The organism is Pseudarthrobacter adonitolis, from assembly GCF_055412845.1.
Genome location: NZ_JBVAYW010000003.1, coordinates 214,339 through 228,728, shown reverse-complemented (window position 1 = coordinate 228,728; position 14,390 = coordinate 214,339). Strand labels below are relative to the sequence as shown.

The following is a 14,390-nucleotide window of genomic DNA, read 5'->3' as shown; positions in this document are numbered from 1 at the left end:
CCATGCCGGCACAGGAAATTTCAGCGCAGGACACCAACACCGCATCCCCGCTGGCCCCCGAATGGCTCGCCGTTCCCGCGGACCTGAACGCGCTCCACGAGCCCATGTGGGCGCAGGACGTCCGGAAGAACGGCGCCGGTGAGCTCGCCATTGACGGCATCGCCGTCAGCGAGCTCAAGGCACAGTTCGGCACCCCGCTCTTTGTGATGAGTGAGACAGACTTCCGGGCCCGCGCCCGCTCCTTCAAGGACGCCTTTGACGCCGCATTCGCCGACATCTGTGGGGGAGTGGACGTCTACTACGCGGGCAAGTCCTTCCTGTGCACCGCAGTAGCCGCCTGGGTTGCAGACGAAGGACTCCGGCTGGACACCTGTTCCGGCGGCGAGCTCGCTGTGGCCGCCCGGGCCGGCATCAAGGGCGAAAACCTGGGCCTGCATGGCAACAACAAATCCGACGCCGAGATCAACCGCGCGCTGGACATGAAGCTGGGACGCATCGTGGTGGACAGCCTCGATGAGCTGGACCGCGTCGCCAAGATCGCCTCGGGCCGCGGCGAAATAGCCAAGGTCATGCTGCGCCTGACACCGGGCGTGCACGCGCACACCCACGAGTTCATCGCCACCGCCCACGAGGACCAGAAGTTCGGCCTCTCCATGGCCGGGGATTCCACTGACCAGGCCGGACTGTCGGCAGCGGAGGAAGCTGTGGCTGCGGCCACGGGCTACGCCAGCGTCGAACTGCTGGGCCTGCACTGCCACATCGGCTCGCAGATCTTCGAGCCGGACGGCTTCGAGCTCGCTGCGCAGAAGCTCCTGCGCTTCCACGCTGCCATGCAGGAAAAGCACTCCATCATCATGCCCGAGCTGGACCTTGGCGGCGGCTACGGCATTGCCTATACCCCGGTGGACACCCCCCGCCCCGCAGCGGACATCGCGCAGGCGATGGCCGCCGTCGTGCGTTCCACCTGTGCTGAACTGGGGATCACCGCACCCCGGATTTCCATCGAACCCGGACGCGCGATTGTGGGCAGCACCACCTTCACGCTGTACGAGGTGGGCACCCTGAAAACCGTGCGGGTGGACGCTCCCGCCAGCGAAGCAGGCCAGGAGAACGTTACGCATCCCCGCCGCTATGTGTCAGTGGACGGCGGCATGAGCGATAACGCCCGCCCGGTGCTCTACGACGCGGATTATTCGGCGATTCTGGCTTCCCGTACGTCCGCCGCGTCCCCGCAGCTGTCCCGCGTGGTGGGCAAACATTGCGAGAGCGGCGACATAGTTGTTAGAGATGTATATCTGCCCGAGGACGTGGCAGCCGGTGATCTGCTTGCTGTACCGGGGACCGGCGCCTACTGCTGGGCCCTGTCAAGCAACTACAACTATCTGGCCCGGCCGGGCGTTGTCGCGGTGCGCGGCGGATCTGCCCGGCTGATAGTCCGCGGGGAAACCGAAGAAGATCTGCTTAACCGCGACATGGGAGTGCCGAATGACTGAATTGCGAACCCTGAAAGTAGCCCTGCTGGGCTGTGGCAACGTTGGGGCCCAGGTTGCGCGGATTCTCATTGAGGACGCCGACGCCCTTGCCGCCCGTACCGGGGCGCGCCTGCAGCTCAGCGGCATCGCGGTGCGCAACGTCAATGCCAAGCGGGATGTGGACCTGCCGCAGGACCTCTTCACCACCGACGCCGACACCCTGGTCAAGGACGCCGACCTGGTGATCGAGCTCATGGGCGGGATCGAGCCTGCCCGCACCCTGATCCTTTCCGCGCTGCGCAACGGCGCCTGTGTTGTCACCGGCAACAAAGCCCTGCTCGCCCAGGACGGTCCCACCCTCTACGAAGAGGCCGACAAGGCCGGCGTGCAGCTGTCCTACGAAGCCGCCGTGGCCGGTGCCATCCCCATCCTGCGGCCCATCCGGGACAGCTTGGCCGGCGACCGCATCACCCGCGTGCTGGGCATCGTCAACGGCACCACCAACTTCATCCTGGACCAGATGGATTCCACCGGCGCCCAGTTCGCGGACGCCCTCGCCGAGGCCCAGCGCCTCGGTTACGCGGAAGCTGACCCCACCGCCGACGTCGAAGGCCACGATGCCGCAGCCAAGGCCGCCATCCTGGCCTCGCTGTCCTTCCACACCCGCTTTGCCCTGGAGAACGTCCACTGTGAAGGCATCACCTCCGTCAGCGCGGCGGACATCGCCGCAGCCAAAGACGCCGGTTTTGTCATCAAGCTGCTGGCCATCGCCGAAAAGCTCACCGATGCCGACGGCGGCGGAGGCGTTTCCGTGCGCGTGCACCCCACGCTGTTGCCGCGCGAGCACCCGCTGGCCGCCGTACGCGGCGCGTTCAACGCGGTCTTCATTGAGGCGGAAAACGCCGGCGAGCTGATGTTCTACGGCCAGGGTGCCGGCGGAACTCCGACGGCGTCTGCCGTCCTGGGTGACCTCGTTTCGGCCGCCCGCCGCATTGTGCTGGGCGGACCCGGACGCACGGAGACCACCACGGGCCACGTTCCGGCACTGCCGATCGACGCGGCCATCACCAGCTACTACATCGGACTGGACGTCGCCGACCAGCCCGGCGTGCTGGCCAGGATCGCCCAGCTCTTTGCGGAGCATGGCGTGTCCATCGAAATCATGCGGCAGACCATCCACCGGGACGCAGAGTCCAACGTGGAGTCCGCCGAACTGCGGATCGTTACCCACCGCGCATCAGAGGCTGCCCTCGCAGCCACCGTCGAGGCCGTCAAGGGCCTGGACGTCATCAATTCAGTGACATCCGTTCTGCGGGTAGAAGGAGTCTAAGTGGCTCACCAATGGCGCGGCGTTGTCCGCGAATACGCTGACCGCCTGCCCGTAACGGAATCCACCAGGGTCATCACGCTGGGCGAAGGCGGCACTCCGCTGGTCCACGCGCAGAAGCTCTCCGAGCTCACCGGTTCCACCGTGTACCTGAAGGTCGAGGGGATGAACCCCACAGGCTCGTTCAAGGACCGCGGGATGACTATGGCCATGACGGCCGCCGTTGCGTCCGGTGCCAAGGCCGTGGTGTGCGCGTCCACCGGCAACACCTCAGCTTCCGCCGCGGCCTACGCCACTGCAGCGGGACTGAAATGCGCCGTGCTGGTCCCCGAAGGCAAGATCTCCATGGGCAAGCTGAGCCAGGCCATCGCGCACGGCGCCACGCTGCTCCAGGTGGACGGCAACTTCGATAACTGCCTGGACATTGCACGGAAGCTGGGGGAGTCCTACCCGGTGTTCCTGGTCAACTCCGTGAACCCCGCCCGCATCCAGGGCCAGAAGACGGGCGCGTTTGAGATTGTCGATTCACTCGGCGATGCTCCGGACATCCACGTCCTGCCCGTAGGCAACGCCGGAAACATCACCGCGTACTGGAAGGGCTACAAGGAGTACTCGGCACCCTTCGAATCCGCAACAGCCGGAACCTTGCCAGCCGTATCCACCAAGACCCCCCAGATGTGGGGCTTCCAGGCAGCCGGCGCGGCACCGTTCGTGGCGGGGCACCCCATCACGGAGCCGGACACCATTGCCACTGCCATCCGGATCGGCAACCCGGCATCCTGGGACGGTGCTATCGCGGCCCGCGACGAGTCCGGCGGATTCATCGACGCCGTGACGGACGAGCAGATCCTTGATGCCCACCGCTGGCTGTCCGCGCGCGAAGGCGTTTTTGTGGAGCCCGGCTCCGCCGCCGGTGTGGCGGGCTTGCTCAAGAAGCACGCCGCCGGTGAAGTTCCCACCGGCAAGACCATCGTCATCACCGTTACGGGCCATGGGCTCAAAGACCCCCAATGGGCCCTGCGGACCGAGGATGGCAGCGAAGTGCAGCCTGTCAAGGTCTCCAACGACGTTGTCACTGTTGCAGCTGAACTGGGACTGGAAGAAAAGTAGCCTTGAAAACCACCTCGCCCATCACCGTTGACCTGCCTGTCATCGAGGCAGGACAGCGCGTCACCGTCAGGGTCCCGGCCACCAGTGCCAACCTCGGGCCGGGTTACGACAGCCTGGGCCTCGCCCTGGCACTACACGACACTCTGACGGTGGAAAGCCTTGAATCCGCTGAGCTCGTCTTCGAGCTCAGCGGCGAGGGTGCGGACACGCTGCCACAGGATGCCAGCCACCTGGTGGTCCGGGCGATGGAGTCTGCCTTTACCCGGCTGGGTTACCGGCACGGCGGACTCAGGATCACGGCGACGAACGTCAACCCCCATGGCCGCGGCCTGGGATCATCGGCATCGGCCGTGGTGGCGGCCGTCTCGGCTGCCAACGCCATGGTGCCCGAAGCAGCGCGTCGCGGGCGGGACTGGATCCTGCAGTTGACCAGTGAGATGGAAGGCCATCCGGACAACGTCGCGCCCGCGATTTTCGGCGGACTGGCGCTGTCATGGCAGGACAATGACCAGTACAGCAGTACATGCGCTACCGTGGCCGGTTCGGTGATTCCCATCGTCGCTGTCCCCGATTTTGAATTGTCCACTGAGGCCGCGCGCGCCCTGCTGCCGGCGTCTGTGGGCCATCATGCCGCGGCCATGAACTCCGGCCGGGCGGCGCTGCTGATCCATGCACTGACCCAGAAGCCCGAGTTTCTTCACGCCGGCACCGAGGATTACCTTCACCAGAGCTACCGGGCCGAAGCGATGCGCCCCAGTGCGGCCCTCATCAGGGCACTGCGCAACGCGGGCCACGCGGCGGTGGTTTCAGGTGCCGGACCTACGGTCCTGGTTCTCGCCGACGGCGAAGCCGAAGCCGGCGCGGTGCTCCGGTTTATAGAGTCCTTTGCAGATGCGAACACGCCGGGCATCGGCTGGCGTGTGCTGAAGCTGGCAGTGGACGTCGAAGGTGCTAAGGTGGAATTGCACCGGCGGTAATTCCGCCTATCTGATCGGCAGCTGCATTCAGTTGTTAGTGATCTCCTACTGCGCAGTATTTTCCGGTGCCACCTGCTTTGGTCTGTCGCAGGAATCTGCAGCCTTGAATTGTCTGCCCCTGAACCGTCAGCCCGGCGCCCCGCCATTAATCGGTGCGTGAGGTGAATCAGTATCCGGCCCTGCTGGCCGAAATCCAACCGGCAAGACCGAAAATGTCGGCTGCAGATCTGAACTGCAGCCCAGATCAAAATCATCGCGTCCAGCTCACAGTCTGGACGCCGTCGAGGGGGAAGGATCCTTCGTGACCGAAACCACTGAGCTGTCTTCAGCTGTGGAACCATCAACTTCTGCTGCCGGATCGTCAATGGCCGCACCCGCCAAGAGCAGTGGCCTCGCCGGCCTCAAGCTCGCCCAGCTGCAGGCACTTGCCAGCCAGCTGGGGATTTCCGGTGGATCCCGCATGCGTAAGGGGGATCTGGTGACCGCCATTTCTGCCCACCGCGCAGGCACGTCAGCCAGCAAGGCCCCGGCCAGGGCTGCGGAAAAGGCGACCGCAAACCACGTAGCCCCGGCCGCTGCAGCACCGGTGGCTGCCGCCAGCGAAACCTCGGAGGCCCCGGCTGCTGAGGGGTCCCGTGCCCGTGGCCGTGGCCGCAGCCGCCGCGCTGTCAGCGACGGAGTGGTCGCGGCCCCGGCCGCGGCAACAGTCGCTGAAGCTCCGGCCGCTGCACCCGCTGAGGCTCCGGCGTCGGCGCCCGTGGAGGCCGGCGCAGCAGCTGAAGGCGAACGCCGCCAGCCGCGCACCCGCAACCGCCGCCGCGGCGAAGCGGCTGCCACGTCACCACAGGCAGAAGCCGTTGAGGCTCCGGCCGAGCAGCCCGCCGCTGAACAGCGCCACGCTGACCGCACCGAAACCCAGCGCACCGAAACCCAGCGCACCGAAACCCAGGGTGCGGAATCCGGCGACGGCCAGCGTGCTGACCGCCGTGAGGGCGGCCGCACCCGTGGCGCCCGCGACACCACGGCCCGTGAAACCACCGCCCGCGAAACCACCGCCCGCGAGACCACTGATGGTGGCCGCGACAACGTAGGCAGCCGTGACGCTGGCCAGCGTGAAGGCACCCGCCGTGATGACAGCCGCGACAACGATGATTCCGACGGCGGAAGCCGCCGGAACCGCCGCAACCGCCGCGACCGGAACGACCGCAATGACCGCTCCGGTGGCGGCCAGGACAGCCGGGACAACTCCCGCAACGACCGTTTCCGCGACCGCAATGACCGCCGTCGTGGCCGTGCGCAGGGACCGGACGTCGACGACGTCGAGGTCACTGAGGACGACGTCCTGCTGCCCGTTGCCGGCATCCTGGACGTGCTGGAGAACTACGCGTTCATCCGCACCTCCGGCTACCTGCCGGGCCCGAACGACGTTTACGTCTCCCTGGCCCAGGTCAAGAAGTACAACCTGCGCAAGGGCGACGCCTGCGTCGGGGCCATTCGTGCACCGCGTGAAGGCGAAGACCGCAGCCAGCAGACTGCCCGCCAGAAGTTCAACGCCCTGGTCCGCGTCACCTCCGTCAACGGAAAGACGCCGGAAGAGCTCAAGGACCGCGTCGAATTCGCCAAGCTGGTTCCGCTGTACCCGTCCGAGCGCCTGCGCCTCGAGACGGATCCCAAGAAGATCGGCCCCCGCGTCATCGACCTGGTTGCCCCGATCGGCAAGGGCCAGCGTGGCCTGATCGTCTCCCCGCCGAAGGCCGGCAAGACGCTCATCCTGCAGTCCATCGCCAACGCCATCACCATCAACAATCCTGAGGTCCACCTCATGATGGTGCTCGTTGACGAACGCCCCGAAGAAGTGACGGACATGCAGCGCACCGTCAAGGGTGAGGTTATTGCCTCCACCTTCGACCGTCCGGCCGATGACCACACCACCGTGGCCGAGCTCTCCATCGAACGCGCCAAGCGCCTGGTGGAAATGGGCATGGACGTGGTGGTCCTCCTCGACTCCATGACCCGCCTGGGCCGCGCCTACAACCTGGCAGCACCGGCCTCCGGCCGTATCCTGTCCGGTGGCGTTGACTCCGCCGCGCTCTATCCGCCGAAGCGTTTCTTCGGTGCAGCCCGCAACATCGAAAACGGCGGCTCGCTGACCATCCTGGCAACCGCCCTCGTGGAGACCGGTTCCAAGATGGACGAGGTCATCTTCGAAGAGTTCAAGGGCACCGGCAACATGGAGCTCCGCCTGTCCCGCCAGCTGGCGGACAAGCGTATCTTCCCGGCCGTGGACGTCAACGCGTCAGGTACACGCCGTGAAGAGAACCTGCTTTCCCCCGAGGAAGTCAAGATCATGTGGAAGCTGCGCCGCGTCCTCTCCGGACTGGAAACGCAGCAGAGCCTTGAGCTGCTGACCAACAAGATCCGGGAGACCGGGAGCAACGTCGAGTTCCTCATGCAGGTCCAGAAGACAACTCTTGGTGCGAAGTCGGATAACGACAAGTAGCTGACTAGGGGGTGGGGCCGTCGCATATTTTGCCGGCCCCGCCCCTTCGCGTTGCTGCTGACATACTGCGTACGTCAGCAGCAACGCTCCGATAGGCCCGCAAGGGAGATGACGAGGGACCCGACCTGAGCTTGCGAAGGTTGGGAGTCATCGACCGCACTCCCTTGCCGGCAAAAATATGCGACGGCGATGGTCCGCCACCTCCCGCTGCCGGCGTTACTAGACTTATACGCAGAGCGTTGAAAGGTAATGACAAATGTTTGAGTCCGTACAGGGCCTGCTTGATGAGCATGATGCTATCCAGGCGCAGTTGGGGGATCCGGCTGTTTATGCTGACCAGCGGCTGGCCCGGAAGCTGGGGCGGCGGTCTGCGCAGCTCAATGGCATCGTGGAGGCATACAACAAGTGGCATGCCCTGGAGGACGATCTCGCCGCTGCGAGGGAGATGGCTGCGGAGGACCCTGAGTTCGCGGCCGAGGTGCCTGAGCTGGAGGTGGCCCTGGAGGCTGCTTCGGCCAACCTGCGCCGGCTGCTCATTCCGCGGGACCCTGACGACGCCCGCAACGTGATCCTCGAGGTCAAGGGCGGTGAAGGTGGCGACGAAGCCGCACTTTTCGCCGGCGACCTCCTGCGGATGTACACCCGGTACGCGGAATCCCGCGGCTGGAAGACTGAACTCATCTCAGCCAACGAATCCGATCTCGGTGGCTACAAGGACGTCCAGATGGCCGTCAAAGGCAACTCAAACGATCCTGCCGAGGGCGTCTACGCGCGGCTCAAGTTCGAAGGCGGCGTCCACCGCGTGCAGCGTGTGCCCGTCACCGAATCCCAGGGCCGCATCCACACTTCTGCTGCCGGCGTCCTGGTCCTTCCCGAAGTTGACGAGCCCGAAGAGCTGGACATCAACCAGAACGACCTTAAGATCGACGTCTACCGCTCCTCGGGTCCCGGTGGCCAGTCCGTGAACACCACGGACTCAGCTGTCCGCATCACGCACCTTCCCACCGGCATTGTGGTGGCCATGCAGAACGAGAAATCCCAGCTGCAGAACCGCGAAGCAGGCATGCGCGTGCTCCGCGCCCGCATCCTGGCGCACCAGCAGGAAATTATCGACGCCGAGAACTCGGCCCAGCGTAAGTCCCAGATCCGCACCATGGACCGTTCTGAGCGCATCCGCACGTACAACTACCCGGAAAACCGGATCGCGGACCACCGCACCGGCTACAAGGCATACAACCTGGACCAGGTCATGAACGGTGACCTGGAACCGGTTATCCAGTCCGCCATCGAGATGGACGAACAGGCACGCCTGGACGCCATCGGCGACTAGCCCCGGCGCCCATGACACTCGGGTCGGAGCAGTCCCTCGCGGCTGCCGTCAGCGAGGCCACGGCGATCCTCCGGGACGCCGGGGTCCCCAGCCCCCGCGTCGACGCGGAACTCCTGGCGGACCACCTGCTCGGTGTGGGGCTCGGCAGGCTCCGGGCGATGATGCTGGGGGACACTCCAGCGCCTGTTGGGTATGCCGAACTTGTTGCTGAACGGGCCCAACGGATCCCGCTGCAGCACATCACCGGCGTGGCGCATTTCCGGTACCTGGAGCTTGCGGTCGGGCCCGGGGTCTTTATCCCCCGGCCCGAAACAGAGTCCGTTGTCCAACTGGTCATCGACCACGTGAAGGGCATGGCACACCCGCGGATTGTGGACCTGGGAACGGGGTCGGGCGCGATCGCCGGCTCCATTGCCCACGAGGTGCCCGGCGCGGAAGTCCACGCGGTCGAGTACAGTCCGTTCGCCCATGCATGGGCAGCCAGGAACCTGGCGCCCCTGGGCGTCAAACTGGTGCTGGGGGACCTCCGCAGCGCGCTGCCGGAACTCAACGGAACCTTCGACGTCGTGATCTCCAACCCGCCCTACATTCCCGCCGAAGCCATCCCGAATGAACCCGAAGTTGCCCTGCACGACCCTCCCGAAGCCCTGTACGGCGGGGGAGCGGACGGCATGGAACTTCCGACGGCGGCGGCTGCCTCGGCCGCGCGACTGCTGGTTTCCGGCGGCTACTTCGTGATGGAACACGCGGAAGTCCAGGCCAGCTGGATCGCCGGCATGATGCAGCGGTCGGGTGCCTGGTCGGAGATCACTACGCACCTGGACCTCAACGGCAAGGAACGCGCCACCAGCGCCGTCCTTGCCGGTCCGCACCACGAGTGATGAAAGAATAGGCCAGTGACCACAACCTACAACTGCACGTCAGAGGATCAGCGCGCCCTTGGCCTGGAGCATGCCCAGCGTGCCATCGGCGAAAAGAAGTGCGTGGTGTTACCCACGGATACGGTCTACGGGATTGCCGCCGATGCCTTCTCACCGCAGGCGGTCACCATGCTGTTGGCCTCCAAAGGCCGGAGCCGCACCATGCCGCCGCCGGTACTGATTCCCCGGATCAATGCCCTGGACGGGCTGGCCACGGATGTTTCCGCTGATGCCCGTAAGCTCGCCGAGGCGTTTTGGCCGGGGGGACTGACCCTGATCCTGCACGCCCAGCCGTCCTTGGACTGGGATCTGGGCGAGACCCAGGGAACGGTGGCCCTGCGCATGCCCGCCGACGAAGTGGCCCAGGAACTCCTGACGCTGACCGGTCCGCTGGCTGTGTCCTCCGCCAACCGGACCGGCCAGCCGCCGGCGCAGACCGCCGCGGAGGCACGGGCCCAACTCGCGGAGTCTGTGGAGGTCTACCTTGAAGGCGGTTTCCGGCCGCTGGAAGGAACCGACGCCGTGCCCTCCACCATTGTGGACGCCACCGGTCCGCTCCTGCGCGTGGTGCGCAACGGCGCCGTGTCCCTGGAGCAACTCCGGGAGTACGTTCCCGGTGTCTTGGGCCTGGGCGAAATTCCGATGGCTGAGCCCGAGGAAGAATCTGAAGTAGTCGCTTTGCCGGCCGAATCGGCAGCTGAAGAGCCGGCAGCTGAAGAGCCGGTAGCTGAAAAAGCAATTGACGAGCCGGCCGCCCCGGTCCGGGAGACGGACGGATGAGCCTGGCGCGCCAGCACATCCCCGTCCTTGGTGTGGACGCCACACCGCTCAAGGTGGACGAACTGCTTGAGGTGCTGGCGGGGTTCGTCGCCGACGGGAGCAAACGGACCGTCGTCGGACATAACCTGCACAGTGTCACGCTGACACATTCAGACGCCGGCTTTCGTTCCGTCTATGAGGACAGCGACGTGGTCCTCCTCGACGGGGCGCCGGTGCTGTGGCTGTGGGGCCGGACGCGCAAAGCCGTGGGGCCGGTCATGGAGTACCGGCTGGGTTCCACGGACTGGTTGCCGTCCCTGGGCAAGGTTGCCGGCCTGCAGCGGATTGCGGTGGTTGGCGCCGGCGCCGAGGCTAACGCCTTAGCCGTCGAAAAACTCCGGAGCATTGTTCCCGGTGCAACGGTGGCGGGCCTGCCCGGCGAACGCTGGAACGACGACGTCGAAACGGCCGCGGTGGCGTGGCTCGCGGAGCAGCAACCCCAGCTCGTCCTGCTCGGGTTGGGCATGCCGCTGCAGGAATCAGTGCTGCAGCGCCGGCTTGGCACGCTTCCGCCAGCCATTTACTGCACCGTGGGCGGCGCGATCGAGCAGTTGGCCGGAATCCAGAAGCTTGCGCCCCGCTGGCTCGGGCGGCTCGGGCTGGAATGGGCCTGGCGCCTGCTGCTGCATCCGCGCCGCGTGGCGTACCGGGTGTTTGGCGAGCCGTGGGTACTGCTCTGGCTGCTGGTCCGCCGCCGGCTGCGGCGCGTGTCCTAGAACTTCTGGTCATCCAGCGGCGCGAAGCCCTTGGCCCGCAGTCCCTTGGTGAAGGTCCTTGCCCAGGCGAGAAATCCCGGCAGGTCGCGGCGCTGCGCAAAATAGCCTAGGTAGCCGCCGACGTCGGCCACCAGCGACTTCACCCGGAAATAGCGCCGGATCAGGTACCCGCGGTTGCGGTAGTAATAGTAGCGTTTGAACGCGGAATCCGGCACGATCACATGCCAGCGTGCACCAAAGACATGCTGCGTCTCTGAAAATGCGTGCGGGTGGGTGATGGCAGTGGTGGTCACCGTGCCGAACCGGATGCCCGCCTTGCGCAGGCGGATGGTGAAGTCCACCTCGTCGCCGCGGATGAAGAGGCGCATGTCCGGCAGGCCTACCTTGAAAAACACATCGGACCGGATCAGGGCACCGTTGAAGAAGTGTCCGTCGTTGGGCAGGAAGCCCACTTTTTCCAGTTCGGCCCGATCGTGGGTGACTTTTCCGTCCAGCCGGAAGAAGAAGGACAGTCGGTCGGGATGGCCCGGGGCAACTACCAGCGGGACCACGGCTTCAAGGTTGCGTGCCTCAGCCTCACGCAGCAGCGTGGCGAGGCATTCGGGATCTGCCGGCTCGGCGTCGTCGTCCATCATCCAGACCCATTTGGCTCCGCTGGCCACGGCCTTCAGCGCGGCGAGGGCAAAGCCGCCTGCCCCGCCGAGGTTCGCTTCAGAACGGACGTAATCGACATTTGCATGCTGCGCGGCAACGTCGCGTGCCGGGTCCGTGCCGCTGTCGACAAGGCAGATAGTGTCCACGGCCGCGGACTGCGCATTAATGGCGTCCAGCAGGACGGAGAGTTCTTTGTGACGGTTAAATGTCACGGCGGCAACTGCAACCCGGACGGTCATGGGGATTCCTTTCAGCATGGCCTTCAGGGGATTCCCCGCTCGCAATGCGCCAGTGTGGCGCGAAGCCATGGAGCCGTTGGCGCTAGTATCTTGACTAGAGTCCACTGTAATACAGCCCTGTAAGGCACCAAGCACTGCCTGCTGCGCGCCCGGCGACGGAGAAGTTTCATTTATCGAAAGTCAGATTCCCCGCCAGTGAGCCCATCGATCGAGGACCACCTGTTCGGGCTGCTGTCCATGCCCGTGCGCAGCCGCAGGGTTGCGCCGCACACCGACGAAACGGCCGCTATCGCATGATTATGTACCTGCTTATGGGGCTGACGGCTGCCGTCGTGTCCTACGGGGCCACATGGGCTGCCCGGGTCATCGGCAACCGGCTTGAACTCCACGCCCCCATCCGCAGCCGCGACATGCATTCGACGCCGGTATCCCGGCTGGGCGGTGTGGCCATCTTTCTTGGCATACTGGTGGCCCTCATCGTGGCCAGCCAGTCCTTCTTCGTCAAGGACATCTACCGGAACAACTTCTCGCCATGGGGCGTATTGGCGGGCGCGGCGCTGATCGTGCTCGTGGGGATCGCGGACGACATCCTGGACATCCGTTGGTGGGTGAAACTCATCGGCCAGAGCGCCGCAGCCCTGGTGGTGGCCATCTGGGGAGTCCGGATGACGATCGTTCCATGGGTCCCGGAACCGATCTTCCTGGAGAACGAGATGCTGAGCGTGGTGCTGACGGCCGGGCTGATCGTGACCACCATGAACGCGTTCAACTTCATTGACGGGCTGGATGGCCTCGCTGCCGGGGTCGCGATCATCGGGGGAGCGGCGTTCTTCCTCACGGCCTACTGGGTGCACCGCAACTCAGACGTGCTGGATAAGTCCGATCTCGCGACGCTCCTCACCGCCGTCGTCGTTGGCAGTTGCATCGGTTTCCTGCCGCACAACTGGTTCCCGTCCAAGATCTTTATGGGCGATTCCGGCGCCATGCTGATCGGGCTCCTGATGGCCGCCGCCGGCATTGTGTCCACCGGCCAGATCACCTCAGGGCTGTACGATCGCGCCAACGGTATCTCCACCGTCATACCGATTCTGCTGCCCTTCGCCGTGCTGTTCCTGCCACTGCTTGACCTGGGCCTCGCCGTCGTCCGCCGGACGGCGCGGGGACGTTCGCCATGGTCCGCAGACCGCGGCCATCTCCACCACAAGCTGCTGGACATCGGCTACTCGCACCGGACGGCCGTGATCCTGATGTACCTCTGGACCGCCATCCTGTCCTTCGGAGGATTGGCTTTTGCAGTCTTCCCTTGGCAAGTTGTACTGGCCGCGGACATCTTCGCCACCCTGGTCATGGGCCTAATTACGGCCTGGCCATACCTGCACCGCAACAGCGACCAGTCGCCGGCCTAACGGCGTTCGGATTTATTTCTATCTCGTGTAGAATTTAGGGGCAGCCAAAGCTGCCCTCCACCCAGCCCCAGGGCGCCGACGATTGGGATCTTATGACCTCCAACGCCGAATCCGGACGTGCGTCCGGCAGCGGACCCGTTGGCGTTTCCGGTCCCACGCGGTCCCTGTGGCTTCGCCTCCTCGCACTCAGTTCAGCTGCCGGTGCAGGCGCACTGATCCTTGCGGGCATCCCGGCTGTGATCCTGAACGGCCCCAGCGGCGTCCTGTCCAGTACCTTGGGCGGCCTCCTAGTGATGCTCTTCTTCGCCATCAGTCTTCTCGTGGGTCACTTCATGGGGCGCAACAACCCCTCCGGTGCCATCGGAATGTTCGTGGCCACCTATTTTGTCAAGGTAGTGGGTTTCGCAGTTGTCCTGTTTGTGATCGGAGCACCTGCCTGGCTTCACGAACAATGGTTCCTGATTGGTGCCGTTGCCACTGTTGTTTTCTGGCAGGCCGCCGAAACCTATGGCTTCAGCACGGCGCGCCTGCAGATTTACAACGACCCCGAGCCCAAGGATCCAAACGATGTCTGATCGGAAACGAACAGCGGAAAACGGTTCCTCCGTGCCCAAGAACGCTGCTCCCACGCCGGGGGTGTCGAACGAAAACAACGACGGCGGATACAACGCCGGAATGGCCGTCTTTAGCTACATTATTGGCGGAATCATCGTCTGGAGTTTGATAGGGTGGGGTCTGGATTATCTGTGGGGAACCCGCTGGATCGTGCTCGCAGGCGCTCTGCTTGGAGCTCTCGGAGGTTTCTATCTTTCCCACATGCATGGCCTTACCAGTTCCAGAACCACGGCCGGTAAGAGCAGCGCAGACAGCGGCCCGTCCGCGGACGGAAACACAAATGCCAAATAATTTCACAGGGGGAG

The 14,390-nt window shown here is 65.0% G+C and carries 13 protein-coding genes; 12 read left to right on the top strand and 1 reads right to left on the bottom strand.

From position 1 onward, the window contains the following. The first annotated feature begins 2 nt into the window (after window positions 1–2). The 9 genes from lysA to ACZYZ4_RS05700 all read left to right on the top strand — a co-directional run bounded on the left by lysA (window position 3) and on the right by ACZYZ4_RS05700 (window position 11,171). Complete coding sequence (lysA, locus tag ACZYZ4_RS05740) at window positions 3–1,493, top strand: diaminopimelate decarboxylase (RefSeq protein WP_463858972.1); 1,491 nt, start codon at window positions 3–5, stop codon at window positions 1,491–1,493. Next, window positions 1,486–2,802 (top strand): homoserine dehydrogenase, encoded by a 1,317-nt coding sequence (locus tag ACZYZ4_RS05735; protein WP_111907812.1) that lies wholly within the window; start codon window positions 1,486–1,488, stop codon window positions 2,800–2,802. The genes lysA and ACZYZ4_RS05735 overlap by 8 nt, the downstream gene beginning before the upstream one ends. Next, the gene (gene thrC, locus ACZYZ4_RS05730) at window positions 2,803–3,909 is read left to right on the top strand and encodes a threonine synthase (RefSeq protein ID WP_463858970.1); all 1,107 of its coding nucleotides are present in this window, start codon (window positions 2,803–2,805) and stop codon (window positions 3,907–3,909) included. It abuts the gene before it with no gap. A 2-nt stretch (window positions 3,910–3,911) separates the two neighbouring features. Continuing rightward, window positions 3,912–4,886, top strand: coding sequence for a homoserine kinase (thrB, locus tag ACZYZ4_RS05725; protein ID WP_463858968.1), 975 nt, complete (start codon window positions 3,912–3,914; stop codon window positions 4,884–4,886). 301 nt (window positions 4,887–5,187) lie between these two features. Next, the gene (gene rho, locus ACZYZ4_RS05720) at window positions 5,188–7,386 is read left to right on the top strand and encodes a transcription termination factor Rho (RefSeq protein WP_463858966.1); all 2,199 of its coding nucleotides are present in this window, start codon (window positions 5,188–5,190) and stop codon (window positions 7,384–7,386) included. A gap of 256 nt (window positions 7,387–7,642) precedes the next feature. Further along, entirely contained in the window at window positions 7,643–8,716 is a 1,074-nt protein-coding gene (gene prfA, locus ACZYZ4_RS05715; protein ID WP_354252223.1) for a peptide chain release factor 1, read from the top strand. Between the two features lie 11 nt (window positions 8,717–8,727). Further along, entirely contained in the window at window positions 8,728–9,597 is an 870-nt protein-coding gene (prmC, locus tag ACZYZ4_RS05710) for a peptide chain release factor N(5)-glutamine methyltransferase (RefSeq protein ID WP_463858964.1), read from the top strand. A 15-nt stretch (window positions 9,598–9,612) separates the two neighbouring features. Continuing rightward, complete coding sequence (locus tag ACZYZ4_RS05705; protein ID WP_463858962.1) at window positions 9,613–10,416, top strand: L-threonylcarbamoyladenylate synthase; 804 nt, start codon at window positions 9,613–9,615, stop codon at window positions 10,414–10,416. Beyond that, window positions 10,413–11,171 carry a WecB/TagA/CpsF family glycosyltransferase gene (locus ACZYZ4_RS05700; protein ID WP_463858960.1) on the top strand — a complete coding sequence of 253 codons (759 nt, stop codon included), beginning with the start codon at window positions 10,413–10,415 and terminating at the stop codon, window positions 11,169–11,171. Before ACZYZ4_RS05705 ends, ACZYZ4_RS05700 begins: the two co-directional genes overlap by 4 nt. Here the strand turns inward: ACZYZ4_RS05700 and ACZYZ4_RS05695 are convergent. Beyond that, complete coding sequence (locus ACZYZ4_RS05695) at window positions 11,168–12,064, bottom strand: glycosyltransferase (RefSeq protein WP_463858958.1); 897 nt, start codon at window positions 12,062–12,064, stop codon at window positions 11,168–11,170. The genes ACZYZ4_RS05700 and ACZYZ4_RS05695 overlap by 4 nt on opposite strands. A gap of 293 nt (window positions 12,065–12,357) precedes the next feature. Between ACZYZ4_RS05695 and ACZYZ4_RS05690 the strand changes: the two genes are divergently transcribed. The 3 genes from ACZYZ4_RS05690 (at window position 12,358) to ACZYZ4_RS05680 (ending at window position 14,376) form a co-directional block, all read left to right on the top strand. Further along, window positions 12,358–13,470 (top strand): MraY family glycosyltransferase, encoded by a 1,113-nt coding sequence (locus tag ACZYZ4_RS05690; protein ID WP_463858956.1) that lies wholly within the window; start codon window positions 12,358–12,360, stop codon window positions 13,468–13,470. A 92-nt stretch (window positions 13,471–13,562) separates the two neighbouring features. Further along, entirely contained in the window at window positions 13,563–14,045 is a 483-nt protein-coding gene (locus tag ACZYZ4_RS05685; protein ID WP_463858955.1) for a Cg1360 family ATP-synthase-associated protein, read from the top strand. Beyond that, window positions 14,038–14,376: a hypothetical protein gene (locus ACZYZ4_RS05680; protein ID WP_463858954.1), complete on the top strand. Its 339-nt coding sequence runs from the start codon at window positions 14,038–14,040 to the stop codon at window positions 14,374–14,376. The genes ACZYZ4_RS05685 and ACZYZ4_RS05680 overlap by 8 nt, the downstream gene beginning before the upstream one ends. The last annotated feature ends 14 nt before the right edge of the window (window positions 14,377–14,390 follow it).

Coding starts and splice junctions, on each gene's coding strand:
- ACZYZ4_RS05685 (WP_463858955.1), top strand. CDS start 13,563: ATGACCTCCAACGCCGAATCCGGACGTGCGTCCGGCAGCGGACCCGTT.
- ACZYZ4_RS05735 (WP_111907812.1), top strand. CDS start 1,486: ATGACTGAATTGCGAACCCTGAAAGTAGCCCTGCTGGGCTGTGGCAAC.
- prmC (WP_463858964.1), top strand. CDS start 8,728: ATGACACTCGGGTCGGAGCAGTCCCTCGCGGCTGCCGTCAGCGAGGCC.
- ACZYZ4_RS05680 (WP_463858954.1), top strand. CDS start 14,038: ATGTCTGATCGGAAACGAACAGCGGAAAACGGTTCCTCCGTGCCCAAG.
- lysA (WP_463858972.1), top strand. CDS start 3: ATGCCGGCACAGGAAATTTCAGCGCAGGACACCAACACCGCATCCCCG.
- ACZYZ4_RS05700 (WP_463858960.1), top strand. CDS start 10,413: ATGAGCCTGGCGCGCCAGCACATCCCCGTCCTTGGTGTGGACGCCACA.
- prfA (WP_354252223.1), top strand. CDS start 7,643: ATGTTTGAGTCCGTACAGGGCCTGCTTGATGAGCATGATGCTATCCAG.
- ACZYZ4_RS05690 (WP_463858956.1), top strand. CDS start 12,358: ATGATTATGTACCTGCTTATGGGGCTGACGGCTGCCGTCGTGTCCTAC.
- ACZYZ4_RS05695 (WP_463858958.1), bottom strand. CDS start 12,064: ATGACCGTCCGGGTTGCAGTTGCCGCCGTGACATTTAACCGTCACAAA.